Below are 25,911 nucleotides of genomic sequence, written 5' to 3'. Positions count from 1 at the left end.
CCCGTGGGGCGCTTATCAACGCTGCCGGGTTGATCCGGAGTCCAGGCACCCGTGAACGCCGGGCGGGGGCTTGCTCGGGCAGCTAGGCGGACGCCAGTGTCTGCGTCAGGATGGTGCCGCCAACCCCGACCAGGACCGCGCCTGAACTCCCGACGACGATCCGGCTGGTCCGGGGCCGGGCGAGGACGCCGGTGACCTTCTTGAGCGCGCTGAGCAGCAGCACGTACCAGGCCAACGCGATCAGCAGGAAGATGCCGGCCATCAGGGCGTGCTGGGCGAGGGGCGGCAACGGGGCGACATTGAATTGCGGGAACAGCGACAAGTAGAAGACGGCGACTTTCGGGTTGAGCAAGTTGCTCACCATCCCCTGCACGAAGGGCGAGGCCCCGCCGGGTTGGCGTCCTGCTGCCAGTGCCGGGGGCTGGCTGGGTTTGGGTTTCCTGGCGAACGCCTCGGCGAAGGCGCGCAGGCCCAGGTAGAGCAGGTACGCCGCCCCGGCAATTCTGATCCCGGTCCCAACTACTTCCGAAGCGCCCAGCAGCGCCGTGACACCGAGCACCGCCAGCGCGGCAAGGATCGTGTTGCCAACCATGATGCCGGCGGCGGCTGTGGTTGCCGCCCGGGTGCCGCGGGGCGCATTCCTGAGGACAAGCGCAAAGTCAGGTCCGGGCACCACCACCACGACCAGGCAGGTCAGCACAAAGGCCACCAGTTGTTCCAGCATCTGGGATTTCCTCCGGGCGTCAGGCTGTGGCGGTGGGCGGTGAAATTCTGTCCGGCAACGAAACCCGGGCAGCCTTCTACGTTAGGCCATCCCGGGCAGGACCGGAGCGCAGCCCCGCCTCGTCCCCGGCGGAAGGGGGGCAGCAACCTCACCCGCCGGGCATGATTCGGTCGCGAGTCCGGACAGCTAGCTTTGCATCAGCATCGCTTTGCGGTGGGCGCTGGTGGGATGTGCCTGCAGGATCATGCTCATGCATGAAGTGCCCGTTCTGCTCCAGAGGAGGCGACATGTCCGGTTGTGTGGTGGACCCGAGCAAGCCAACTAGAGCGGGAGGTGGACCGCGATGAACTCTCCGAAGGACGCCGGGACCCAGCCGGTGCAGTTCAACCAAAGGCTGGCGCTGCTGCTGGCGATGGCGATGTTCGTGCTGGTTGTCGACACGTCGATCATGAACGTCTCGATCTCCGCGGTGGTCAACGACATCGGCAGCACCGTCAGCGACCTCCAAGCGACCATTGCGCTCGAAGCGCTGGTGTCCGCCGCATTCATCCTGATCGGCGGCAAAGTGGGCGACCTGATCGGGCGCAAACGCGCCTATATCCTGGGCCTTTGCGCGTACGCCGTTGGCGCCATCGCGATGACGCTGGCCCAAAGCATTGTGCCGATCCTCATTTTCTGGGCATTGATAGGCGGCCTGGGCGCATCGCTCCTCCTGCCGGCCATGCAGTCCCTGATCCATGGCAACTTCGACGGAGCCGACCGGAAGCGGGTCTATGCCTTCGTCGGGGCATCTGCGGCGATCGCCGCCGCCGTCGGACCCCTGCTCGGCGGGTTCATCACCACCTTTCTCTCCTGGCGTGTCGCCTTCCTGCTCGAAGCCGTCATCATCGCGATCGTGTTGTCCGGAATCAAACTCGTCCACGACGTGCCGTACACGGGACCCCGGGAGTTCGACGTCGTTGGATCGGTTCTGTCCGTCGTGGGCATGGGCGGCGTCGTTCTCGGCATCCTGGTCTGGCAGGAGGGTGGCGAGTCCGTGGCCGCCCTCATCATCATTGGCGTGGCCGGACTGTGCGGCCTGTTCTTTTGGCTCGTGCGGCGCGAGCGCCTCAAGAAGGCGACCCTCCTGGACCCGGGGCTGTTCCGTTTGAATGCCTTCCGCCTTGGCGCCACGGAGCAAATGATGCAGCAGGTGGCCCTGGGCGGCACCATGATCGTGCTGCCCATTTACCTCCAGATGGTCCTGGAATACAACGCCATGCAGGCAGGATTGTCTATATCACCCTTGTCGCTCAGCATGTTCGCGGTCGCTGTGCTCGCCGGCAAGAGAGCGGGGTCGCGCCGCCCGGCGAGCATCATCAGGTGGGGCTTCATCCTCCTGATGGTTGGGCTGATCGCGATCCTTCCGGTGGTGCCCCGCGCGGACTCCGGCTGGTGGCTCCTGATCCCGCTGGTCATCGCGGGCTGCGGTCTGGGGCTGCTGGTATCGCAGCTGAACAACTACACGTTGTCCCCGATCTCGGACGAACGCGTCAGCGAGGCCGCCGGCGTGAACTCGGCAGCGGGCTCGTTCGGCTTGTCGTTCGGACTCGCCTTCGCCGGGGCCATCATGCTCGCGTCCCTCTCCATGATCTTCACTTCCATGGCGGAGTCCAGCACCGTGCTGCCGCCCGCGGAACAGCAGCAGGTCGCACAGGTACTTGAAGAAGACGCGCAGGTCCTCAGCAACACCGCACTTACTGAACTCCTCGCCGGCCAGCCGCCGGCGATCCAGGACGAGATCATCCGGATCAACACGGAGGCCCGGCCCATCGCCCTCCAGATTGGTCTGCTCATTCCGATTCTCGCCAGTCTCGCCGGCCTCATCATTTCTTTCCGGATGGTGCGGATTCCCGATCCCAAGCCCGCCGGCGCCGGTGACGGCGCGTTCCTGGATTGAGGGGTTCACCGCTGCGAATGTGGTTTCGGGGCAGTCCGATCAGAGCTGGAGAAGGCTGTAGCCCACGAGGAAAATCCCAATCGTCAGCGTCGCGATCGCCGCAATCCTGCGGCCATGGCGCTGCAGCCAGTTGAAAAGGGCGGTCAAAGGCGCTTGGGCCCGTTCGGGGGAGCGCAGCCACACAGCGACCGGAATGATGACGGCTGACTGGACGACGGCGGCGTACGCGAGGACGAGCAGACTACCTGGCAGCGGCGGCAGTTCCTGGACACTGATCACGGCACCGGCGGTGACGGCCAGCAGGATTGCCTTCGGACGAAGGTTCAAGCCAAGCCCCAGGACGACGAATTCCCAGGGCCGTGCGGACCGGAACCGCGACTTCATCTTGCCAAGCATGGCGTTGTCCCGGCCGCCCTTGCTCACGAAGAGGTACACGGCGTACGCAATCAGAAGCGCACCGGTCACAATGGCAATCTGGGCCACCCATTCATCCTTATGCAGGCGCGGCGGCCTGACGGGCAGGAATTGCAGCCCGACCGCCGACAGCCCCACGACCACTATTGAACCCGCAAGGCTGCCGATGAGGAAGGGAAGGGCGCCGCGGCGTGGCTCTGGCGAGAGCAGAATCATGATTGTCACGCTGACAGGCACGGTACTGACCGCCCCGGCCAGGGCGAAGAAGGCCAGGCTGCTGAAAGTGCTCAGCATGCGGCCCTCACCGGCCCCCGGCAGCACCCCGATGGCATGTCATGCCTTCGGCCCGCTTCCGGTGTCCGGGCGGCCCGTTTTCAGTCGTCCGCGGCGGGCGCGGATCGCCTTGTCTTCTTCCTTGATGAGCACTTCGAGGTCCTTCTTGTCGCCCGTCAACGGCCGCCACCATGACAGCGAGGGGTCGGAATCGAGCAGGATGGTCCGGAACAACAGCGTCAGCGGGACGGCGAGGACGGCGCCGACGGGGCCCAGGACCACCGCCCAGAAGAGGACGGAGAAGAAGGTCAACGTCTCACTCAGCGACACGGCGTTGCCCACGTATTTCGGCTGGATGATCGACTGGATGATGCTGTTGATCCCGCCATAGATGATGATGACGGCCAGGACGGTCGGCCAGCCCCCGGTCAGGTAGCCGAAGAACAAGGGCGGGATGATGGCGATGAAATACCCGATGTTGGGAATGAAGCTGCAGATGAAGGACAGCAGCCCCCAGAGCAGGGCGCCGGGGATCTGCAAGATGACCAGAACCAGCCAGTTGAACAAGCCCTGCGCTATTCCGAGGACCGTGGTGGCGACCATGTAGCGGCGTACGCTGGTGCCGAAGCCGTTGAGCGCTGAAACCAGTGCCGGCCGGTGGTAGTTCAGATGGATCAACAGTGCCGGCACGCGGGAGCCGTCCACCGCCATGAGAATGAGCATCGTCAGGATGATCACGAGGCTGGTCACCAGGCTCGCGACGTTTCCCAGGAGGCCGCCCAGGAACCCGATGATGCGGCCCGGCGTAAACCCGTTCAGGACTTCCTGGGCTTGCTCCGGGCCAAATCCAACAGATTCCAGCAGCGCGGCGATTCTGGCGCCGATCTCGGCCATTTGGGGGGCGTACTGCGGCAGCAGCGCGGAGAACTGGGCGAGCGAGGCAATCAGGACTGCGGCGAAGGCGGTCAATAATCCGAAGACAGCCGCGATTGTGGTCCCGGTGGCGATGCCCCGGGAAATTCCCCGTGCCTGCATCCAGCGGCGCAGCGGATGGACACAAAGCGTCAGCACGAAGGCAAAAAAGACCGGGGTGACTATTCCCTGGATCGCGCCGAGGCCGAACGCTGCAATAGTCGCGCTGGCCAGGGCGAGCAGGATTATGACGGTGCGGGGGAGGGCCGAACGTGGATTGGATTCCGATGGTTCCGGCTCCATGAGCCCTCCTTGGTTCAGCCTAGCCATATCTTAGAAGCCTGATGGCCTCATGAATAGCGAGTTGGCCAGGCCTGCTCCTCGCGCGTCAACCCGGAGTCAGACGACGATCTTGCTCTTGATCTGGGCAAACTCCTCTGCACTGATGGTTCCCGCGTCCATGAGTGCTTTGGCTTTGGCGATCTCCTCGGTGGGGCTCGCCGCGGCGACCTGGCGAATGTACGCATCGGTTTCCTGCTGGGACTTGCGGGCCCGGGCCATTGACCGCTCCGCCATTCCCTTGCCGCGGGCAATCATGTATGCCAGCACAGTCAGGAATGGAATGAAGACCAGGAGGACGATCCAGACAGCCTTCCACCAGCCGCTCAGCTCGCTGTCGCGGAAGAGGTCTCCGATCACCATGAACAACGCCCAAAGGAAGGCGAAGAACGCATAGAAGATGAACAGCCACCAGAAAATATCCCAAAAGTTCTCAAAGAAACTCATTTGGCTTCCCTACTTTCATTTCGTGCGGCGTTGCCTACGAACGCAGCCTTGGATGGGAATGGGTGCACCGCGGATATCCCGGAAGACCCGGACTAGCACTTGGCGTCGTTCGAGAGATCGCTTATGGCGGCCTGCACGTTCGCGGCTTCGTCCTTGAGCGAGTTGGCCGCCTGCGTCAGGGTGGCGTCGTCGGGAACGGAGTTCACAGCGGAGGTGAACTTCTGTTGGGCAGCTTTGACGGCATCCACCCGATCCTTGGCCGCGTCACTGGCCGCGTTGACCAGATCGTCGTAGCTCTTCCGAACTTGATCCCGGGCCGCCTGGATCTGGCCGATCGTGGCGCCTGACTTGAGGGTGTCCTTGAAATTCGTCAGGGCTGTTGAAAGGTCAGTGGCGGCAGCGCAAACCGGTGAAACGCTCGCCGTTGGGCTCGCGCTGGGGCTGCTGGGTCCCGAAGTGGCACAGCCGGCGAGCAGCGCGACCGCCGCCCCGAGCGCGGACATTCGCGCGAGGACTGGTTGTGGTTTCGACATTGGACTCACCTCTCCATGGGCTTTCGCCTGGCAGCCCAATCACTGGCAGGTACCACCAGTGTTGGGTGAGGGGCCCGCATGCGCGTCACCCGCCGCGGGTGATCCTTTCGCGCTGCTCTCCACGCCGGGTGCGCCGCTGACCAGCGGGGACGCGACGTCGTCGCCGCTGACCAGCGGGGACGCGACGTCGGAACTATCGACCACGGGTGGGACCCATGACCTCCCACCCCGCGGCCCGAATCACCCCGGGGTGATGATGTGCCCGCTCCGTCGCCGTGATGGACTGCTGTCCACAACAGAGGGAGGATGCCATGTGCCGTTGGCTAGCGTATTCGGGTTCGCCTGTGCAACTGGAGGAGCTGCTGTACAAACCCACCAACTCGCTCGTGATGCAGAGCAAGCACGCTCGAATGGGGGTTGAAACCACCAACGGGGACGGCTTCGGCGTGGGCTGGTACGGATCCGCGCCGTATCCCGGCTTGTTCCACAGCACGGAGCCGGCCTGGAATGACCGCAACCTCCGCGAGCTCTCCGCCCAGGCGTCGGCCGGCCGGGTCTTCGCGCACATTCGAGCCTCGACCGGCTCGGCAGTCCAACAGACGAACTGCCATCCATTCCGCCACGGCAGCTGGCTATGGATGCACAACGGACTCATCAGGGATTTCCCGACCGTGAAGCGCGACTTGGCCATGGCCGTTGAGCCATCGCTCTTTCCGCTGATCGAGGGAGCCACAGACTCAGAGCTCTTCTTTTACCTCGCCCTGACCTTCGGGCTGGAGCAGGACCCGAGGGCGGCCGTGGCTGCCGCGGTTGGACTGATTGAAGACGTCGGCCGGCGCCACGGGATCGAGCAGCCGATCCAGATGACAGTGGCCACTACCGACGGCGACACCACCTGGGCGTTCCGCTACTCGAGCGAACGGCAGTCCCGGTCGCTGTTCCACAGCACCGACGTCGCGACCCTTCGCGTCCAGTACCCGGAGAACCCGTTGCTCCATGACCTGGCGGACAACGCGCGCCTGGTCGTCTCCGAACCGCTGGGGGACCTCCGCGGGGCCTGGCGGGAAGTACCCGAGGCTACCTGCGTGGTGGTGCACGGCGCCGGGGAGGACCTCTTCCCGTTCTCGCCGACCGCCCCCTAGTTTCGCTTAGCATCGGCGGCTGCGGCGGCGGCTGCCCAGTTAGCGTCGGCTGGCCCGGCGCTAACTGGCTGTCCGGTCCCGACAATCCGTCACGCGCCGGTCCCTCCGGCGTCGGTCGCCCGGGGGATGGGAGTCGTGGGATACGTGTCATCGGGAGGGCCGCCAGCAGTGACGGACTCACCGCCGGGCTTGCCGCCGGACTCGACACTGGACTCACCGCCAGGCTCGGCCCCGGTCTCGGCGCCCGGCTCGACGGCGGGCTCGGGCGCTGGCACGCCGGCTACGGCCGGCCGGCACAGCAGTTCGACCACGAGAATGACCAGCACGGCCAGCACGGCCGTCCAGATGGCGACGGCCGCCGTCGGGTCCTGCCAAAAGATCAGGACCAGCACAGCGATGCCGACGACGGTGGCTTCGATGATCCGCCGGTAGCGGGCCAACCAGAGCTGCCATGGCTTCGCCTGGCCACCGCCGATCTTGCCGGTGATGTAATCGCCCGCAGTCGCCAGGCCGTGCCGGACGTACTCCGCGGGACGCGAGTGGCCGCCCAGAAAAGCTGCCAGGGCAATCAGCAGTCCGACGACGAAGACAAGGCGCAGGCTGGTGCGCAGCGGTACCAGGAGTGCCTCGACCAGGCTTTCGGCCGCCGCAGGGGAGACAGCACTGGACGGAATCGAGTTCAGGACGTAGCTGCGCCCGATCACGAGGGCCAGCGCCAGCACCGCCATTGACACCGCCACGGCCAACCCCACGCCGCTCGTCGTGCTCCGTCTCCGGCCCCGGGGGGCAACGGCAATGGCGCCCACGGCGCTGAGCACCGTCAGCCACGCCAAGATTGGGCCGAGCCGGTCCAAGGTCCGGATGGTTTCCGTGGCACGGACCAGTTCAGGAGACTGGAACAGGGCGATCTGCGCGTCAACTTCCGGGATCCTTGAGGCGATGTCCACCCCTTGCTGGACAAGGAGAGTCTTGACCCGGGCGATGATCTCTTTCGTGGAAATCGACACCGTGCCGTTCTCGTCAATACTGACGGTGCCACCCGTGCTTCCCGTGGCAAGGTTGACCAGCCCCTGGTGCGCGACCCGGTTCACCTGGATCCAAAGGTCCTGGAACTGCGGTGTCGCCACGAATCTGGCAACGGCGGTATGGATGAGCGATTTGGTCTGCTCCGCAAGCATCGGGGCCAGCCCGGTGAGCACGGCCGCCACGCGGGGCGCCGTTTTAGCGAGCTCGTTCAGGGCATCCCGCGTGATGGTCTGGAAGTCCGCGGCGTCGGTGATCTGTTGGGTGACCTTGTCGGTGATTTCGGCCTGGATCGCAGGATCCGAGGCCAACGGTGCGACAGTGGCCACGTAGCGGTCGGTGTCGATGACTTCGCTGCGCAGGTAAAGGGCCGGGACTGTCGCGAAGGCCAACAGGCCAGTGAGAACCACCAGCACGATTGCCACAATGCGTCGGGCCAGCCCCGGATGCCGCACGGACGGCCTCGGGGGGGCCTTGCGGGCAACGTCCCGTTCCTGCTGGAGACGGGCAACTTCGGCCCGCAACCGCAGGATTTCTTCCTGATCCGGGCTAGCGGGGCCAGCGGGCTGATCGTTCAGCGACATGAGGGGATCCGCCTTAGCTTGTGTTCCGCGGCTGGGCATTCACGGCTATTTTCATTGTTCACTCGGCGCACCGGTCCAGCCCCACCCACACAGGGTGATCTGTCACGCCGGGGAAACGCCCGCCACAGCCGCCCCTACGGGGTGGACGCCGCACGTCGGACGTGCAGATCGGTGGCCCGGACCCTGCACTGCCAAAGGTGTGCGGGTGCCTGCTCTTTCATATCCAGCGAAATTTCAGCCGGCCGGCGTGCTGTCATCCGTTTTGGGTGATGACGGCGGCCGGTTCAGGATTCGCGGCCCAGACGCTGCCCGGCCGCGAAGAATGCCACTTTTGCGATCAATAGGAGTGCACCTAAATCGGCAATCATTTGGACGGACACGACTCCCCTCGCCAGCTGGCTTACCGGCGTAATGTCCCCGAACCCGACGGTGGCAAACGTGGAAGTGGTGAAGTAAAGGGCATCGGTTCGGCTCAGGGGCTCGCTAAACGCCGGCGGGGATGTGATCGACATTGATGTGTAAAGCAGCGCGAAGAGACACAGAAACATCAACAGGGTTTCGGCGACAGCCGCGGCCGCCCGGACCCTCGGGATATGTGCCACGAGTATCAGCCGCAATTGAATTGCCAAGGCTGCGAAAAAGACCAGCACGACACCCGCCAGGCGGATCCAGGCGGCCGCGGGATCGGCGTCATTGAATCCCCCGACGGGAATAAGGAAATACAGGGCGAGGACTACAACCGAAAATGCGATGAGACGTGCAATCGCGAAAATAATGACCCGCCTGTGGTCGGCCTTGTCGAGGTCATGAAGGAAAATCGGGTCTGTCGGGCTGCCGTGCTTCGAAGGCATGACTGATGATACCGCCGGGCATGCAATTCGTGCCGTGCCGTAATCCGGTAGCCCTAATCGCCGTATTGTCGCGCTATGGAGCGGCGCACAAGGGGTCTTTGCGCCCTGTTGGTGCCCTTTTGTGCCCACCTAGCATGTGGAATGTGAGAGATAGGCTAGACGCCGAATGGGTATCGGGTCCACAGTTCAAGATCCGTCCGCCTGTGCGCGGCCTCGGAGCGTTGGAGCGTCCACGTCTGGAAAGCGCCCTGTCCGCGGCTGCAGATTCGCACCGGCTGACCCTCGTCGCGGCCCCGGCCGGCTACGGCAAGTCCACGTTCCTGGGTGATTGGGTCCGCAAGTGCGATCTGCCGTGCGCTTGGCTGTCGCTGGACCGGTTCGACACGCAGCCCGCGCGGCTGTTTCACGGTGTCGTTGGGGCGATCCAGTCCGCGGCGAGCAAAATGCCGTTGCCCGGAACCGACGCCCTCCTGGCTCTTGACCCGAGCCTTGCCCACGACAGGGCGGCCTCCTACGACCTTCTCCTCGGGGCACTCGAGCACCTCACCGAACCGATTGTCCTGGTGATCGATGACGTCCATTTGGCCGGACCTGGGCTGGCGAACGGAATCGTCGGGGTGCTCGCAGCATCGGCACCCCCCTCACTGCGGCTGGTCCTCTCGGGACGCGGCCATACGTCCATCCAGCTCGAAAGATTCCGGTACGGCGAGGGACTGGGTGAACTTCGCGCCGCCGAACTGGCCTTCACGCGGGAGGAAGTTGCCCAGTTCGCCAGTGCGCTGGGACAAGATCAAACGTTCGACGCCGGGTCGCTCTGGAAGATGACTGCCGGCTGGCCTGTGGCAGTCCACGCCAGCCTCGTCTCGTTGGCGCAGGCGCGCAACGTGCCGCTTGCAACGCCAGGCTCCGCGCCGACGCACGTCCCGCTCGCCGACTACGTCGCAGAAGAGATCCTCGACCAGATCGAACCGTCGCTGGCCGAATTCATTCTCAGGGCCACTACCAGCGACTGGCTCGGCCGCCGGCTCGCCGTCGAACTCGAAGGCCGTCCCCGTGGCGGCGTGCTGCTTGAGGAATGCCTCCGTAACGGGCTCTTCATCGAGGAACACGAATACCATGCGGGCGAATCGATGTTCCGGTGGCATTCCCTCTTCGCGGCGCAGTGCCGGCGCATCCTGCAGCGGCGCGACCCGTTGCTCGCCGAGCGTCTGCACCGCGTGGCGGCAAGGTACTACCAGGACGTCGACGTCGTCGAGGGCGTCGCCCAGGCGCTGCAAGGACGCGCACCCCGGCAGGCCGTGATTTCCCTCGGCGCCCATTGGCTCGAATTCCTGCTCGGAAACGACGTGCAGACCCTCGAACGGCTGTGCCTGGACCTGCCCGCACCGTGGGGCGAGGATCCAGAGATCCTGATGATCCGATCGGTCTGCCGTGCCCTTTCCGGCGACAGCACCGCCGCGGCCGAACTCACCGACCGGGCGCTGTCGCGGACCTTCGCGCTGGACGCAATTCGACGCCGGAGGCTGGACAGTTACCGGGCGCTCTACGAGCCGCTGCCTGCCGACGGCCGCCTGGACCCGCACACCGAGACGGACGATGGCCGGTCGACGACGGACATTTCAGGAGATGGCCGCTCCAGCTCCTTCTCGACAGGACTCTTCCTGCTGGCCCAGGCAGAGTTCCGGCTGCACCGCACCGGCGAACTCGCGACGGCGCTGCTCCAGGCAACAGGGGGCACAGGCAACCCGGAACAGCTGGACGCCGTGGAAATCTGCGCCCAGGCCGAGCTCGCGTTGGCTCACGCCATCGCCGGTGACCTCGTGAGCGCCGACGAACTTGGCACGGCGGCGTTGGAACGGGGAGAGGCGCTGGGCTGGAATTCGCGGCAACGGATGGCTCCGGCCTGGCTGGCCCGTGGCATCGCGTGCTACTGGAATGATGATCTGCAGGCTGCGCGGACCTGTCTTACCAAAGCGCAGCGATTGGGCAGCGAGCTGTTCCCGACGGGTCCGCTCAGCGCCATCTATCGGGTCCTGGTTGATTGCGCCGCCGGCGACCTGGCCCGTTTGGCCGACTCCAGCGCGGCGCTGGAGTCCTTTCACGGGCGGGGACGGTACGCCGTGTCATGGAATGCCCTGGAGACCATCGCGGTGGCGAAAATTGCCGAAGCCAGGGGCGACCGGGACGGAGCTTTGCGGACCGTCCAACCACTCGGTGCCGGGGGGCACGGCGCCTTGGCGGATATGCTGCTGGCGGAGTTGCTGCGCCGCGAAGGTGACACCGCCGCTTCGCAACGCTGTGCCGAGTCACTGGCCGATCGCCGCGGCAGCTCGTATATCGACACCTGCCTGAGCCTGACCGAGGCGATTATGGCCCATGGAGCCGGAGATGCCGCGGCGGCACACGAGCGGATTGAACATGCTGTCCTCCGTGCCGAGCCTGAAACCGTCCTGCGTCCTTTCGCCGAACGGAGAGAGGAATTGGCGGATCTGCTCGTGGAGCATGCTGTGTGGGGCACCGCGCACGAGTCGTTCATCGCGGCGCTGATGGCACGCGAGGCACAGGGTGAGACCCGCCTTCGTGCGCAGTCCTACTGGAACCTGACCGAGCGCGAACGCGAAGTCCTCTCCTACATGCGCTCCATCATGACCGCGGCTGAAATTGCCGAGGCGTTGTACATTTCCGTGAACACGGTCAAGACCCACGAACGGTCCATCTACCGCAAACTCGGGGCGGTAAGCCGGCGCGACGCGCTCAAGACGGCCACCAAGCGCGGCATCGTCTGACCACCGCGACACCCTTGGTGCCCTGCGCGGCGGGGCTCGGTCAATTCACTCCGGCGTTTTCATCCCGGATGGGGTCAGAGGCCCCTAGGCGCCGCAAACGGGCAGTGAAAGTCTGGAACCATGAAAAAAGTTGATCCCTTTGTGATCGTGATCGGATTTGACGGCTCGAAGCAATCACACGAGGCCCTGGCGTGGGGTGTTGAGGAGGCCCGGTACCGCAGTGCGGAGCTCCGGGTCCTGACTGTCTGGAACAAGGCGCCGATGGCGTGGTACCCGGCAATGCTGGAAACGGCGGCAGGGGAAATCGTGGCAGAGGACTCCCCGGAGCAGCAGGCTGAAGCGCTGAGCGCCGAGGCGGCGAAATCCGCAGTCGGTGTCAATGTCGTGACGCGGACCATCAAGAATGACTCAGCGGCGTCGGCAATTCTTGACGCCGCAAAGGAAGCTGACCTGGTGATCGTCGGCTCCCGCGGCCACGGCGGCTTCGCCGGGCTGCACATCGGATCGGTTTCCGCCCAAGTGGCCAGCCACTCGCCGTGCCCCGTCCTGGTGATCCGGCCGAAGACCTCCTGAACGTCCGGCCCGCTGGCCACGGACGTCCGGCGGCAATGCCGCGTGACTGCTCGGCTGTGCCCATCTGATGCGAGCGATCCCGGAGCGCTACCATCGGCGTATGACTGTCCTGGACTGGCTGATGGATTCGGATCCTTCCCTTCGATGGCAGGTCTTGCAGGATCTCGGCGGCGCCGGGCCCGAGGTCGTTGCCGCAGAGCGCGCGCGGGTAGCGACCGAAGGCTGGGGTGCCCGCTTGCTGGCATTGCGGGACGAGGACGGCCAATGGGCGCATGGCGCGTACTTCCCCGCCAGGAGTGACGGCCCCGACGGCAACGGCCCCGACGGCGAAGGCCCCGACGGCGACGGCGCGGATGAAACCGGCGGTGACACAGGTTGGGACCGCGTCCCCCAGCCGTGGACCGCCACAACGTACAGCTTGCTCCTGCTGCGTGACTTCGGGATCGACCCGCGAAGTGAGCAGATGCGCCAGACCATCGCGCTGGTCAGGGACAACTGCCGCTGGGAGGAGGGCGGCCAGCCGTATTTCCACGGCGAGGTGGAGCCGTGCATCAACGGTATGACGGTGGCGCTGGGCGCCTACTTTGATCAGGACGTCGACGGCGTCGTCGCCCGGCTTGTCAGCGAGCAACTGGACGACGGCGGGTGGAACTGTTGGGCGGAATCCGGCGCCGTGGTGTCCTCGGCCGCCACGACGATCAACGTCCTCGAGGGCCTCCTGGCCCACGGACGGGTCACGGGCGGGTCGGCGCAATCCGTGGACGCGCGGCGCCGGGGCGAGGAGTATCTGCTGGAGCGAGGCCTGTTCCGACGCAAGAGCACCGGCGGGGTCATAGACCCGGCTTGGCTGACGTTCTCATTTCCGACCCGCTGGCACTATGACGTGCTCCGTGCCCTGGAGTACTTCCGTTCGGCGGGAGAGCCGCCGGACCCGCGCTTGGCCGAAGCCGTGGAGTTGCTCCGGTCAAAGAAGCAGCCCGACGGGACCTGGTTGCTCGAAAACACGCATCCCGGGATCGTCCATTTCCCGGTTGATGACGGTGACGGCCGGTCCAGCCGGTGGAACACCCTCCGCGCGTTGCGTGTACTCGACTGGTACGACCGCGCTGTTTGAACTGGCTGTGTGAGTGGCGTGCCGCTAGGGCATGACCTTGTAGAGGTCGATCACCGTCTCTTCGGGCGGAGCGGCGAAGCCGCCCTCAATGCCGGCCTGCATCCGGGGCATGAGGATCGTGTCCCGGAATTTTTCCCAGCTCTCTTTCGATTCGTGGACCGCCATGATCGTCCAGCCACCAGCGGACGCCCCGGCGGCGTGGAAGGTCTGACCCTCGGGCAGGAGCCCCGCGCCCGGATGGACGGCCGCAAGTGACGCTTCGTACTGTTCCTTGGTGCCTCCCGGGAAAAAGTGCACGATTCCGTAGGGCGTGGTCGCCATAACAACTCCTAGGCTGGTGGATGGGACTGGACAAGGCCAGTCCTAGACTCCGCCACCGGGCATGTCAAGTGGTCGCGGAAGCAGGCCGGGGACCCGAGTGCACCGCCGGTTCAACTTTACGATTCGTGATCCCAACGCCGCGCCGGGCCTTTCCAATGGTTGGAAGGGCCGGTGGTTGGCAGGTCCGCGGTCAGCCGTCCGACAGGGTCCGGACGTCCTCGGCCAGGGCGGCCCGGTAGCCAAGGTTTCGGGAGACCGCCCTCGCGGTGGCCATCACCGCCGGAGCCAGGACGTTGGGCGGGGTGGTCCCGTCCGGAACCACGATCGACAGCGCGGCCACCACCGTGCCCTGGGCATCAAAGACGGGCGCCGCCACGGAAACCGTCAGCGACGGCGCGGACCGGCGGATCATGGCAATCCCCGTCCGGTGGACGTCGGAGAGGGTGCGCCGCAGCTGGCCTTCCGGCATGGCAGCCACGCCCGGTTCAGTCTCTGCTGGTTCCTTCAGGATCTTTTCCTGGAATGCCGCATCCGCGCCGGCCATCAGGACCAGGCCGACGGCCGTGGAGCGCAGGGGGAGCCGGCCGCCCACCCGGTAGGCGACTTCCGTGGCCTGCTTGGAGGAGAGCCGTTCGATCAGGACGGCCTGGTCCTTGTCCCGCACAGCCAGCAACACGTGATGGCGCGTCACCTCGAAGAGGTCCTCAAGGTAGGGCAACGCGATTTCCCGGATGCCATGGCCCCTCGGGGAGAGGGACGCTATTTCCCACAGCCGGACGCCCACGACGTAGCGGCCGTCGTCGAGCCGCTCCAAAGCGCCCCAGGCGACCAGCCGGGCAATGAGGCGCAGCGCCGTCGGGGCGGGCATCTGCGCATAACGGGCCATCTCTGACAGGGTCAGCGCCCGACGGCGGTCCGTGAAGACAGCGAGCAGGCTGAGGGCCCGGTCGATCACCGGTTCGCCCTGTTTGGGCCGCTTGCCGCGCGCGGCGGCCGGTATTTCAGCGGGGGAATGGGTATCCGCAGGTGCCGTCATTCGTCTTCGTTCCTTCTTCGTCGCCAGTGACGCTCACCACAATAGTGTTCCAACCAATGAAAATCTCATGTGTCGGCATGGCGTCCGCCTACGACTCTTGATGAAGCCGGTCCACCCGACCGCATCTGGGGGAAAGGGCCCGGAACGCACCGGCGCCGGCCTGCCAACGTCCGGCCTGGTCCGCTCCAGTTACGACCTCCACCAGATGCCGAAAATCCCCGTTGTTTTGGAAAGAATGCGAAGGCGCACTACATGAAACTTCTGAACCCAACCGCCCGACGGAGCGCGGCCGTTCTGGCCGGTGTCCTGATGCTCAGCTCCGTGACCGCCTGCGGCGGCTCCGGCCAGGCGGCCTCCACCGTGGACAAGACCACCCTGACAATCGGCGTCGACAGTGACAGCGCGTCCTTCGGATTCGACCCGCTGCGGGTCTCCGACGCCCAGCGTCAGTTCTTCGAAGGCCTCTACGAGAACCTCATGACCCTGAAGGCGGACGGCTCCGTGGGCCCGGGCCTGGCCACCGGATTCAGCTACAACGCCGACAACACCGTGCTGACCCTGACGCTCAAGCAGGGCGTGACGTTCACGGACGGGTCCACGCTGGACGCGGCACTGGTGAAGGCCAACTTCGACCGCCGTACGGATCCCGCCCTCTCGGCGTACTCCGCCATCGCCAAGGGCGGCGCCCAGGAACTGACGTCCGTGGACGTCCTGAGCCCCACCCAGGTGTCCCTGACCTTCGCCAAGGCGCAGCCGGGCTTCGAGAAGAACCTGACCTCCACCCTCGGCATGATCGTTGGCAAGGCAGGGGCCGCGGACAAGGCAAGCCTGGCCGCCAAGCCGGACGGCTCCGGCCCGTACACGCTGGACTCCGGAACCACGGTCAAGGGCAACAAGTACGTCCTGCAGAAGAACGACAAGAACACCGACGCCGCGAAATACCCCTACAGCAAGATCGTCTTCAGCGTCATCCAGGATCCGCAGGCCCGCGCCAACGCCCTCGTCTCCGGGCAGGTGGACATCGCCCAGCTGACCTCACCGACCGTTGACTTCGTCAAGGCCAAGGGGGTGGGCGTCTCCCAGATCGGCGGCACGGTCCAGACCATGGTCGCCTTCGACAAGACCGGCAAGACATCGCCGGCCTTCGCCAGCGAAAAGGTCCGCCAGGCGTTCCAGTACGCCATCAACCGGCAGGCCCTGGTCGATGCCCTGCACAAGGGTGACATCGCGGCGTGGAACGCCCTGCCCAAGGATTCAGCCGGTTTCACGGAGACACTGAATTCGCAGTTCGCCTACGACCCCGCCAAGGCCAAGAGCCTGCTGGCGGAGGCCGGCTACGCCAACGGCTTTGAATTCACCATCGTCGCGAGCGCCACCACGCAGACTGATCTCCAGGCGGTCCAGAAGGACCTGGCCGCCGTCGGCATCACCATGCAGGTCAAGATGGCGACGTCGACCGATGAGGCGTTCGCCGCCGTCGCCACCACCCCGCTGGGCTACGCGCCGCTGGGCTGGGACAACCCGGTGGGCCTGATGTACGGCGCGATCCTCAACGGCTTCACCAATGTCCAGAAGGCCACGGACGATCAGCTCAGCGCCGCCACCGGCGAGGTCGCCGCCGCCAAGGACGATGCCGCCCGGAAGGCGGCGCTGACCAAGCTCAACACCCGGCTGGTCGAATCCGGCTGGATGATCCCGCTCTTCGAATCCCTCACCAACCAGGCCTTCACCCCAGGCGAAGGCCGTCCGGCAGGACCTGACCAATGGAGGTCATCATGGCGATTTACGTAGCAAAGCGCCTGCTCATGGCGCTGGCCACCGTGCTGGTGGTCGCGGTGCTGGCATTCCTCTTGGTGCACGCCATGCCGGGCAGCCCCGGAGCCGTGTCCCTCGGCGCCGGCGCCACCCAGCAAGCCATCGAGGAGGTCAACGTTCGGCTCGGCTGGTCCGATCCTCTGCCCGTCCAGTTCTTCCGCTGGCTCGGCAGCGCCGCGCAGGGTGACTTCGGGGTGTCCCTGATCGACGGCCGCTCCGTGAGCGCCGACCTGGCCAGCAGGCTGCCGGTAACGGCGGCCCTCGCCGCCGGAGCCACGCTCCTCAGCGCCGTACTCGGAATCGGTCTTGGCGTCACGGCAGCCGTGCGCGGCGGCCTGGTCGACCGGATCGTCGGCGCCGTCTGCGGCCTCGCCGTGGCGCTGCCGGCCTTCTGGATCGGCATCATCTTTGTGTACCTCTTCGCCGTCCAGTCCTCGGTCTTTCCGGCCACCGGCTACGTCCCCTTTGAGGTCTCCCCCCAGGATTGGGCCCTGTCCCTGGCCCTGCCGGTGATCACCCTCGCCGTGGGCGGTGCGGCGTTCATCGCCCGCCAGACCCGGGCCTCCATGCTGGAGGCGCTGCAGCAGGAACACATCCGGACCCTGCGGGCAACGGCCACCCCGACCTGGAAGATCCTGTACATCCACGCCCTGCGCTATGCCAGCCTGCCGATCGTGGCCGGCATCGCCCTGCAGTTCATCGGACTGTTCGGCGGTTCCGTGATCGCGGAACAGCTCTTCGCCATGCCGGGCCTCGGCCAGGCAGTCCAGACCTCCGTCAGCACCCACGACGCCCCGTCCGTGCAGGGCGTAGTGGTGGTCGCCACCGTCGTGGTGGTGGCCGTGAACCTCGTGCTGGAACTCGCCACCAAGTTTCTCGACCCGAAGTTGCGTGCCTCATGATCCCTTCCATTGCCCCCGCGCCCGTTCCCGCCACCACGAATGCGGAAGATACAGGCACAGGCGAAGCCACACCCGCCAGCACCGCCACGGGCAGGCCCGGACCCGGCCCCAAGGCCGCGGTCGGCCGGATTCAGGCCCACCGCCTGTTCGCGGCACCCGGTGCCGTGGCAGGGGTGCTCTGGCTTGCGGCCCTGGTGGTCGCCTCCCTCACGGCGCCGTGGTGGCTGCCGTACAAGACCGAGGACCAGGACTTCGCCGCCATCCTGTCCGGACCCACCGCCGCCCACTGGCTGGGCACCGACGAACTGGGCCGGGACCTGCTCAGCCGCATCTTCGCCGCAGCCGCCGGCACCCTGGGGACATCGCTCATCGCGGTGATTGTCGGCGTCGGACTCGGCACCGTCCTGGCGATGGTCGCCGCCGCGGGAAAACGGACCGAAGGGCCGATCAGCCGCGTCACCGAAGTCATGATGTCCTTGCCCGGTACCGTGATCATCCTGGCGGTCATCGGTGCCGTGGGAACGAACATTCCCGTCGTCATGGCGATCCTGGGCGTCCTCATCTCGGCCGGCATCTACCGCGTGATGCTGGGCCAGGCCACCGCGCTGCAGTCACAGCTCTACGTCGACGCCGCCAAGGTGGACGGCGTGAGCACGCTCGGCATCAGCCTGCGGCACGTGCTGCCCGGGTTGAACAACACGATCGTGGTGCAGTCCGCCCTCATCTTCGCGGTGGGCATGCTGATCCAGGCCGGCCTGGCCTTCATCGGATTCGGGCCGCCCATCCCGCAGCCCAGCTGGGGCGGCATGATCCAGGGCGCATCCCAGCACGTCTACGACGCCCCCTGGCTGATGGTCCCCACCGGTGCGGTCCTCGCGCTGACGGTCCTCGCGGCCAACGCCATCGGCAACGCCCTGGGGAAGGCCCCGAATGCGGCCGCCTCCCATCTGCCCTCCGCCGCGGACCGCCGACGCCGGGCGGCTGCGTCCGCTGCTGCGCCGTCCACCGCTGCCGCTACGCCGTTCGCTGCGTTGTCCGCGGCGCCGGACGAACCCGCCACGGCCGGCCTCCTGAGCGTCCGCGGGCTCTCGGTGGGCGTCGACGGCGGCACGCCGCTGGTCACGGAGGTCTCCTTCGACGTCGAACAGGGGACCGTGCTCGGGCTCGTGGGCGAATCCGGCTGCGGCAAAACCATGACGGCATTGTCCCTGCTGGGCCTGTTGCCCTCCGGCGTATCCGCCACCGGAGGCCAGATCCTGTGGAACGGCCGGAATCTTGCGGCCGCCACGGAAAATGAGCTGGCCGGCGTCAGGGGCCGGGAGATCGCGCTGATCTCCCAGGAACCCATGCGGGCCCTCGATCCCATGTTCACGGTCGGCTACCAGCTGGTCTCCGCCATCCGGCGCCTGCGGAGCATGGGCAAAGCCGAAGCGCGCACCGAAGCCCTGAACCTGCTCGAAAAGGTGGGCATCGTGGACGCCGCCCGCATCCTCACCACCTACCCGCACCAGATCTCCGGCGGCATGGCCCAGCGCGTGGCCATCGCCCTGGCCCTGGCCGGCCGTCCCCGGCTGCTGGTCGCCGACGAACCCACCACGGCGCTGGACGTGACGGTGCAGGCCGAGATCCTCTCGCTGCTGCGGGCACTGGTCAAGGACACCGGTATGTCCGTGGTGATGGTGACACACGACCTCGGCGTGGTGGCCGACATCTGCGACACCGTGGCCGTGATGTATGCCGGCCAGGTGGTGGAAAGCGGCCGGACGGCCAACATCCTGGACAACCCCCGCCACCCATACACCCTGGCGCTGCTGGCCGCCGACCCGCACGCCAACACCGCCGAGGACATGCCCGAGCGGTTGGCAACCATCAACGGCCAGGTGCCGCAGCCCAAGGACTGGCCTGGCGGGTGCCGGTTCGTGGCGCGGTGCCAGTTCGCCGGCTCTGCCTGCGTGGCGCCGGTCCCGCTGGTGCCCTCCGGCTCCGACGACGGCCTGGTGCGCTGCGTCAAGGCCGACGAACTGGCCGTGGAAGGCCTGGCCTGGGTGGCCACCGAAGTACCCGCCCACCGTGTCCTCGACATTCTTGAGATGGACAGCACAGTTGAGAAGGACAGGCCATGAGCATCGAAACAGCGGTACGCCAGGACGGAACAGCGCAGGCTCCCGAGCAGCCGCTCCTTGACGTGGTGGACCTCGTGGTCCGATACGGCCGGGGCCGGAGCGCCGCCGCGATGCCGGCCGCGGTGGACGGCGTGAGCTTCAGCATCCGGCCCGGGGAGACCGTGGGCCTCGTGGGGGAGTCCGGCTCCGGAAAGTCCACGATCGGCAAAGCCATCCTGGGCCTGGAAAAGTGCAGCGGGGGTTCGGTCCGCTACAACGGCGCGGACATCACCCATGCCAGCCCCGCGCGGCGGCGTGAACTGGGCGGCGAACTCCGGGCCGTGTTCCAGGACCCGAACTCCTCGCTCAACCCCCGGCAGAGCATCGGCGCGTCACTGGCCGAACCGCTGCGGATCCGCGGCGTGGCCGCCCGGGAAGCCCGGCAGCGCGCCGAGGACATGCTGGCCAGGGTGGGGCTTCCGCGCGAGGCCGTGGACCGCTTTCCCGGCCAGTTTTCCGGCGGCCAGCGGCAGCGGATCGCCGTCGCCCGGGCCCTGATCTGCGAGCCGAAACTCGTGGTGTGCGACGAAGCGGTCAGCGCGCTGGACCTCTCAACGCAGGCCCAGGTCCTGAACCTCCTGGCCGACCTCCGGGATGAGCGGGGGCTGAGCTACCTGTTCATCGCCCACGATATCTCCGTGGTCCAGTTCCTCGCCCAGCGCGTCGTGGTGCTCTACCGCGGCCAGGTCATGGAAAGCGGTCCCGCGGCACATGTCACCGAGTCGCCCCAACACCCCTTCACCCAGGCACTCGTGGCGGCCTCGCCCGTGCCCCGCCCGGCGGAACAGGCCGAACGGCGGCAAAAACGCGAAGCGCTGGGCGTGCGGACCGCGGCGGCCGCCGCTGCCGCTCCCGGCGGCTGCCCCTTCAGCCAGCGCTGCCCGCTGGCCACGGACTTGTGCCGGACCGAACGACCGGCCCTGCGGAGCGTGGGCGCGTCCGACGTCGCCTGCCACTACGCCTGAGCCGAACCCGTGCCGGTCCTGATCCCGCGACGCCAGCGGTACCGCGCACCCCCACAGCATGGCAACTCCCACAGCATGCCAACTCCCGACACGAATGGACGACACCACATGACCCCGGCACCCTGGTCCGCCACGATGATCGCGCCCGATCAAGACTTCGACGGCGCCCCGCTTCTGCGCAAGGAATTCCGGCTCGACGCAGGCCACGGACCCGTGAAGCGCGCGCTCCTGCGGGCAACGGCGTTCGGCATCTACGAGGCGCAGATCAACGGCGTCCCGGTTGGGGAGGACGTGCTGAGTCCGGGCTGGAGCTCGTATGAATGGCGCCTGCGCTACCGCAGTTACGACGTGACCGCGCTCGTTGGGCCGGCTACGGTGATCGGCGTTGCGCTCGGCAACGGCTGGTACCGCGGACGCCTGGCCTGGCACGGCAAGTCGGGCCTGTACGGCGATGAACTCGGGTTCTACGGACAGCTGGACATCGAATTCGCCGACGGCCACGTCCAGTCGGTCGCCTCGGACACGTCCTGGCAGTCCGGTCCCTCGGGCACCACGGCCAACGATCTTTACGACGGACAGCGCATCGACGCGCGGCGGGAACCGGCAGGCTGGGCCCGGCCGGGCTTCAACGCCGACGCAACCTCCGTGGGGGCGGGCGCCTGGGCAGGGGTCCATGCGCTGGAGTTCGACGCCAGCCGGCTGGCGGATCCCGTCGGGCCGCCGGTGGTGCGCAACGAGGTCATCAAACCGGTGGAGGTCTTCACCTCACCGGCCGGCAAGACGCTGGTGGATTTTGGCCAGAACCTGGTCGGCTGGCTGCGCTTCACCGTCCGGGGCGACTCCGGCACCACGATCACCGTGCGCCACGCCGAAGTCCTCGAGGACGGTGAGCTGGGAACCCGGCCGCTGCGCTCGGCCGCCGCCACCGACACCTTCATCCTCTCCGGCGCCAAGGACTTCTTCGAACCCAGCAAAACCTTCCACGGATTCCGCTACGCGGAAGTATCCGGCTGGCCCGGCGAGCTGACGGCGGAATCCCTCGAAGCCGTGGCGGTGCACTCCGAGCTCGAACGCACCGGCAGCTTCGAGTGCTCCAACCCGCTGGTGAACCAGCTGCACCGCAACATCGTCTGGGGCCTCAAGGGCAATTTCCTGGACCTCCCCACCGACTGCCCGCAGCGCGATGAGCGGCTCGGCTGGACCGGGGACATCGCCGTGTTCGCCCCCACGGCCGCGTTCCTGTACGACGTCAAGGGCTTCCTGCAGGACTGGCTCCGGGACCTTGCCGCGGAACAAAAGGCTGCCGGCGGACTCGTTCCCATCACCGTGCCGGACGCACTGAAGTACTGCCCCCAGCCGCCGGAATTCCCGGCACCGGAATCCTCGGCCATCTGGAGCGAGGCGTCCGTGTGGGTTCCGTGGGCGTTGTGGGAGGCCTACGGCGACGACACCGTGTTGAAGGACCAGTACGATTCGATGGCCTCCCACACGCGCCGGGTGGAGGGACTGCTCTCGCCCGCCGGGCTATGGGATAAAGGCTTCCAGTTCGGCGACTGGCTGGACCCGGACGCCGCGCCGGACCAGCCGTGGGCGGCCAAAGCGGACACCGGCGTCGTCGCCACGGCGTGCCTCTACCGCACGGCGTCCATCACCGCCCGGACGGCTGCGCTCCTCGGACACGACGCCGACGCCGCCGCGTTCGGCCGCCTCGCCGAGCGGGTCAAAGCGGCCTTCAACACCCACTACGTGGCCGCCGACGGAACCGTGCACAGCGACTGCACCACGGTCTACGCCCTGGCCATCGCCTTCGACATCCTGCAGACCGGCCGGCAGCGCGAGTTTGCCGGCAACCGGCTCGCCGAACTGGTGCGGAACAACAACTACCGCGTCTCCACCGGGTTCGCCGGGACCCCCTTCATCACCGGCGCCTTGGCCGATACCGGACACGCTGACGAGGCGTACAGGCTCCTGCTCGAACAGGAATGCCCCTCGTGGCTGTATCCGGTGACCATGGGGGCCACCACCGTCTGGGAACGGTGGGACTCCATGCTCCCGGACGGCACCATCAACCCCGGCGAAATGACCAGTTTCAACCACTACGCGCTTGGCGCCATTGCTGATTGGCTGCACAAGTACGTCGGGGGAATCCGGCCCCTCGCCCCGGGCTACTCCAGGGTGCTGATCGCGCCCCTGCCCGGCGAGGGCATCGACTGGGCCAGGACCAGCCTGCGCAGCCCGGACGGCACCATCGCCGTCGAGTGGCGGACCACCGGCGACGGAGTGCTTGAGGTCGAAGCAAGCATCCCCGACGGCGTGGAGGCGGAGATCAGGCTGCCGGGGCAGGACGGCCAAACCGTCGGGGCGGGCACGCACCGCCTGACCGCCGCCGCCATTTCAGCAGCGGTCGCGTCCTGAGTTCCCCGCAGCGCCGTGTCAACCAATGAAACTGCGCTGTCCGGGCGCGCCGCCGCAAACCCATGCTGGTAGCTGACGAAAACCCACGATCAGGAGCACCAAGGAATGACTTTCACGAGCTTTGACGCCGACGTCGAAGAAGCGATCCGCACCCTGCCGGTGGCCGACAAGGTCCGGCTCCTGAGCGGCTCCGGCCTCTGGTTTACCCAGGCCGAGCCGCGCCTGGGACTGCCGAAGATCACGGTTTCCGACGGGCCCGTCGGCGTTCGCGGCCACCGCGATACCGAGGCGGCCGGCTCGGTGAACCTGCCGTCCGCCACGTGCCTGGCTTCTTCCTGGGACCGGCGGCTGATGGAGCGGGTGGGGAGGCTGCTCGCGGCCGAGGCGCGCCGCCAGGAGGTGGACGTGGTGCTCGGACCCACGATGAACCTGCACCGTTCACCGCTGGCAGGCCGGAACTTCGAGTGCCTGTCCGAGGACCCGCTCCTGACCGGTGAACTGGCGGCGGCGTACGTGGACGGCATCCAGGGCCAGGGCATCGGCGCCTGCCCCAAGCACTTCGTCGCCAACGAGGCCGAGACCGAGCGGACCACCGTGAACAACGTGCTCGACGAACGGACTTTGCATGAGGTGTACCTTGCACCGTTTGAACGAGTCGTCAGGCAGGCCCGCCCCTGGATGATCATGGCGGCCTACAACGGCGTGAACGGGAAGGCCATGACCGAGAATCCCCTGACGGAGAACCCGCTCAAAACCGAGTGGGGATTCGAAGGCGCCGTAGTCTCGGACTGGCACGCGGTGTACTCCAGCGTGGAGTCCGCCCTTTCGGCCACGGATCTTGCCATGCCGGGACCGGAGAAGCTGTGGGGTGACGGGCTGGTGGAAGCCATCTCCTCCGGCCTGGTTTCCGAGGCCGTGATCGACGAGAAGGTGCGCCGGCTCGTCACCCTGGGCCGCCGGGTGGAGGAGGGCCGCCGGAACGGGCCCGCGGCACCCGAAGCCGGCGCCGCCGTGGCCCGGGAGGCCGCCGCGGCAGGATTCGTGCTGCTGGAAAATCCGGCCGGCGTCCTTCCCCTCTCACCCGGGGACCTCAGCGCCATCGCAGTGGTGGGACCGGCGGCGCTGGATCCCCGGACCCAGGGCGGCGGCAGCGCCTCGGTGTTCCCGGCTTACACGGTGGCGCCCGCCGCGGGCCTGCGTGCACGGGCCGGCGACGGCGTCCGGCTCACCACCGTCCAGGGTGCCTGGCTCTCCGAGGGCCTTCGCGAACCCCGGACCGCGGAATGCCACGCCCCGGGCAAGGGGGAGGGCAGCGTCCGGCTGACCTGGCGGGGACCGGCCGGCACAGTCGCGGAGGAATACGGTCCCCGGACCACGCTCACCCGGGGTGCCGGCGCCATCCCCGCCGGCGCCACCGCCGTCGACGTCGAAACAATCTTCACGCCGGACGTCTCCGGGACCTGGAAGCTGGGATTCAAGGGCATCGGCCACGCCAGCCTCGAGGTCGACGGCGACGCCGTGGCAGGCGCGGACTCGCGGGACCGCTACGCCGACATTGAAGCCGTGCTGATTGGCGCGCCAGACGAATCAGCCGGCGTCGACCTGACCGCCGGAACCCCGGTGCGTCTGACATTGCGGTACACCTGGCATCCGAAGGCCACCTTGTTCCGCGTGGGGCTGGCCATCGACGAACCCCGGGAATCGGCGGACCGGGAGATCGCCAAGGCCGCTGCCGCGGCCGGCGCCGCCGACGTCGCCGTCGTCATGGTCGGGACCTCCGGTGCCGTCGAAAGCGAAGGCTTTGACCGGACCTCCCTGGCGCTGCCGGGCCGGCAGGACGACCTCGTCCGCGCCGTCATCGAAGCGAACCCACGCACCGTGGTGGTGGTCAACGCCGGTGCCGCGGTGGAGATGCCCTGGCGCAACGACGCCGCTGCGGTGCTCCTGGTCTGGTTCCCGGGCATGGAATTCGGGAACGCCCTGGCCGATGTGCTGTTCGGCGACGCCGAACCCGGCGGGCACCTGCCGACCACCTGGCCGGCCGCCCTGGCCGATGCCCCCGTCCGCGACACGCGCCCCCGGCACGGCCGGCTCGAGTACACGGAACGGCTGGATGTCGGCTACCGCGGCTGGGCAAAGCAAGCCAGGCAAACCCCGCAGGCTGCCGCTCCGGCGTACTGGCTGGGCCACGGCCTGGGCTACACCACCTTCGCGGTGGAGGGGTTCACGCTGCTGGGGGCAACGGCACCCGGGGACGACGTGCACACCGTCCTGACCGTCCGCAACACCGGGTCCCGGGCCGGAAAATACCTGGCACAGATCTACGCCGACGCCCCGGAAACCGACGTTGACCGGCCCGAGTTCTGGCTGGCGGGCTTCGCGACCGAACTCATCCCGGCCGGGGAACACCGGGACATCCGGGTGACACTGCCCGGGCGGTCCTTCCAGCACTGGGACGCCGGGCGCGGCTGGTGCGGGGAGGAGACAACCTTCAGGATCGCGCCCGCCGGGCACGCCGGCAACGCACGCGACGCGCTCGCCGGACCCCTCGCGGCCTCCATTCGGCCCGCGGCCTCCATCCGGCCGACGGCGTCTTCGCGGCCGGCGGCGTCCGTCCCCGCCCTCGACGGGATGAGGTAGG

Annotated in this window: 21 protein-coding genes; 11 read left to right on the top strand and 10 right to left on the bottom strand. The window is 67.2% G+C overall.

Annotation, left to right across the window (positions count from 1 at the left end):
• Positions 1 to 82: 82 nt before the first annotated feature.
• Positions 83 to 724, bottom strand: coding sequence for a LysE family translocator (locus tag AC1DXI_RS13165; protein WP_051532919.1), 642 nt, complete (start codon positions 722 to 724; stop codon positions 83 to 85).
• A gap of 343 nt (positions 725 to 1,067) precedes the next feature.
• Between AC1DXI_RS13165 and AC1DXI_RS13160 the strand changes: the two genes are divergently transcribed.
• A complete protein-coding gene (locus AC1DXI_RS13160; protein WP_476939005.1) occupies positions 1,068 to 2,663 on the top strand; it encodes an MFS transporter in 1,596 nt (531 codons plus the stop codon).
• A gap of 39 nt (positions 2,664 to 2,702) precedes the next feature.
• On the opposite strand, the gene AC1DXI_RS13155 is transcribed toward AC1DXI_RS13160, so the two are convergent.
• From AC1DXI_RS13155 to AC1DXI_RS13135, 5 genes are all read right to left on the bottom strand, one after another.
• On the bottom strand, positions 2,703 to 3,371 hold the full coding sequence (locus tag AC1DXI_RS13155) for a GAP family protein (RefSeq protein WP_476939004.1): 669 nt from the start codon (positions 3,369 to 3,371) through the stop codon (positions 2,703 to 2,705).
• Positions 3,372 to 3,410: 39 nt separating this feature from the next.
• Positions 3,411 to 4,565 carry an AI-2E family transporter gene (locus AC1DXI_RS13150; protein ID WP_476939003.1) on the bottom strand — a complete coding sequence of 385 codons (1,155 nt, stop codon included), beginning with the start codon at positions 4,563 to 4,565 and terminating at the stop codon, positions 3,411 to 3,413.
• A 96-nt stretch (positions 4,566 to 4,661) separates the two neighbouring features.
• Positions 4,662 to 5,048 (bottom strand): SHOCT domain-containing protein, encoded by a 387-nt coding sequence (locus tag AC1DXI_RS13145; protein WP_476939002.1) that lies wholly within the window; start codon positions 5,046 to 5,048, stop codon positions 4,662 to 4,664.
• Positions 5,049 to 5,140: 92 nt separating this feature from the next.
• Positions 5,141 to 5,581 (bottom strand): hypothetical protein, encoded by a 441-nt coding sequence (locus AC1DXI_RS13140; protein WP_476939001.1) that lies wholly within the window; start codon positions 5,579 to 5,581, stop codon positions 5,141 to 5,143.
• Between the two features lie 39 nt (positions 5,582 to 5,620).
• Positions 5,621 to 5,785: a hypothetical protein gene (locus AC1DXI_RS13135; RefSeq protein ID WP_476939000.1), complete on the bottom strand. Its 165-nt coding sequence runs from the start codon at positions 5,783 to 5,785 to the stop codon at positions 5,621 to 5,623.
• Positions 5,786 to 5,892: 107 nt separating this feature from the next.
• Here AC1DXI_RS13135 and AC1DXI_RS13130 point away from each other — a divergent pair, with 107 nt between their 5' ends.
• Entirely contained in the window at positions 5,893 to 6,723 is an 831-nt protein-coding gene (locus AC1DXI_RS13130) for a class II glutamine amidotransferase (protein WP_476938999.1), read from the top strand.
• 89 nt (positions 6,724 to 6,812) lie between these two features.
• Here AC1DXI_RS13130 and AC1DXI_RS13125 read toward each other — a convergent pair whose 3' ends face one another.
• Together AC1DXI_RS13125 and AC1DXI_RS13120 are read right to left on the bottom strand one after the other, a co-directional pair.
• Positions 6,813 to 8,330, bottom strand: a complete 1,518-nt coding sequence (locus AC1DXI_RS13125; protein WP_476938998.1) for a hypothetical protein — start codon at positions 8,328 to 8,330, stop codon at positions 6,813 to 6,815.
• Between the two features lie 284 nt (positions 8,331 to 8,614).
• A complete protein-coding gene (locus AC1DXI_RS13120) occupies positions 8,615 to 9,181 on the bottom strand; it encodes an ion channel (RefSeq protein ID WP_476938997.1) in 567 nt (188 codons plus the stop codon).
• Positions 9,182 to 9,324: 143 nt separating this feature from the next.
• Here AC1DXI_RS13120 and AC1DXI_RS13115 point away from each other — a divergent pair, with 143 nt between their 5' ends.
• The 3 genes from AC1DXI_RS13115 to AC1DXI_RS13105 all read left to right on the top strand — a co-directional run bounded on the left by AC1DXI_RS13115 (position 9,325) and on the right by AC1DXI_RS13105 (position 13,654).
• Positions 9,325 to 11,967 carry a helix-turn-helix transcriptional regulator gene (locus AC1DXI_RS13115; RefSeq protein WP_476938996.1) on the top strand — a complete coding sequence of 881 codons (2,643 nt, stop codon included), beginning with the start codon at positions 9,325 to 9,327 and terminating at the stop codon, positions 11,965 to 11,967.
• Positions 11,968 to 12,087: 120 nt separating this feature from the next.
• Positions 12,088 to 12,540 (top strand): universal stress protein, encoded by a 453-nt coding sequence (locus AC1DXI_RS13110; RefSeq protein ID WP_476938995.1) that lies wholly within the window; start codon positions 12,088 to 12,090, stop codon positions 12,538 to 12,540.
• Between the two features lie 100 nt (positions 12,541 to 12,640).
• Positions 12,641 to 13,654: a prenyltransferase/squalene oxidase repeat-containing protein gene (locus AC1DXI_RS13105; protein WP_476938994.1), complete on the top strand. Its 1,014-nt coding sequence runs from the start codon at positions 12,641 to 12,643 to the stop codon at positions 13,652 to 13,654.
• A gap of 24 nt (positions 13,655 to 13,678) precedes the next feature.
• Here the strand turns inward: AC1DXI_RS13105 and AC1DXI_RS13100 are convergent, their stop codons facing one another.
• Together AC1DXI_RS13100 and AC1DXI_RS13095 are read right to left on the bottom strand one after the other, a co-directional pair.
• On the bottom strand, positions 13,679 to 13,975 hold the full coding sequence (locus AC1DXI_RS13100; RefSeq protein ID WP_476938993.1) for a hypothetical protein: 297 nt from the start codon (positions 13,973 to 13,975) through the stop codon (positions 13,679 to 13,681).
• Between the two features lie 190 nt (positions 13,976 to 14,165).
• Complete coding sequence (locus AC1DXI_RS13095) at positions 14,166 to 15,011, bottom strand: IclR family transcriptional regulator (protein ID WP_476938992.1); 846 nt, start codon at positions 15,009 to 15,011, stop codon at positions 14,166 to 14,168.
• 252 nt (positions 15,012 to 15,263) lie between these two features.
• Between AC1DXI_RS13095 and AC1DXI_RS13090 the strand changes: the two genes are divergently transcribed.
• The 6 genes from AC1DXI_RS13090 to AC1DXI_RS13065 all read left to right on the top strand — a co-directional run bounded on the left by AC1DXI_RS13090 (position 15,264) and on the right by AC1DXI_RS13065 (position 25,910).
• Positions 15,264 to 16,802: an ABC transporter substrate-binding protein gene (locus tag AC1DXI_RS13090; protein ID WP_476938991.1), complete on the top strand. Its 1,539-nt coding sequence runs from the start codon at positions 15,264 to 15,266 to the stop codon at positions 16,800 to 16,802.
• The gene (locus AC1DXI_RS13085) at positions 16,775 to 17,728 is read left to right on the top strand and encodes an ABC transporter permease (protein ID WP_476938990.1); all 954 of its coding nucleotides are present in this window, start codon (positions 16,775 to 16,777) and stop codon (positions 17,726 to 17,728) included. The genes AC1DXI_RS13090 and AC1DXI_RS13085 overlap by 28 nt, the downstream gene beginning before the upstream one ends.
• Positions 17,725 to 19,851, top strand: a complete 2,127-nt coding sequence (locus tag AC1DXI_RS13080; RefSeq protein WP_476938989.1) for a dipeptide/oligopeptide/nickel ABC transporter permease/ATP-binding protein — start codon at positions 17,725 to 17,727, stop codon at positions 19,849 to 19,851. The genes AC1DXI_RS13085 and AC1DXI_RS13080 overlap by 4 nt, the downstream gene beginning before the upstream one ends.
• Complete coding sequence (locus tag AC1DXI_RS13075) at positions 19,848 to 20,855, top strand: oligopeptide/dipeptide ABC transporter ATP-binding protein (protein WP_476938988.1); 1,008 nt, start codon at positions 19,848 to 19,850, stop codon at positions 20,853 to 20,855. Before AC1DXI_RS13080 ends, AC1DXI_RS13075 begins: the two co-directional genes overlap by 4 nt.
• Positions 20,856 to 20,963: 108 nt before the next feature.
• Positions 20,964 to 23,270, top strand: a complete 2,307-nt coding sequence (locus AC1DXI_RS13070; RefSeq protein ID WP_476938987.1) for an alpha-L-rhamnosidase — start codon at positions 20,964 to 20,966, stop codon at positions 23,268 to 23,270.
• Positions 23,271 to 23,375: 105 nt separating this feature from the next.
• Entirely contained in the window at positions 23,376 to 25,910 is a 2,535-nt protein-coding gene (locus tag AC1DXI_RS13065; RefSeq protein ID WP_476938986.1) for a beta-glucosidase, read from the top strand.
• Position 25,911 lies beyond the last annotated feature (1 nt).

The organism is Arthrobacter sp. P1_H7, assembly GCF_056405215.1.
The sequence above is the reverse complement of the archived record's forward strand: the minus strand, read 5'-3'. Positions and strand labels throughout refer to the sequence as shown.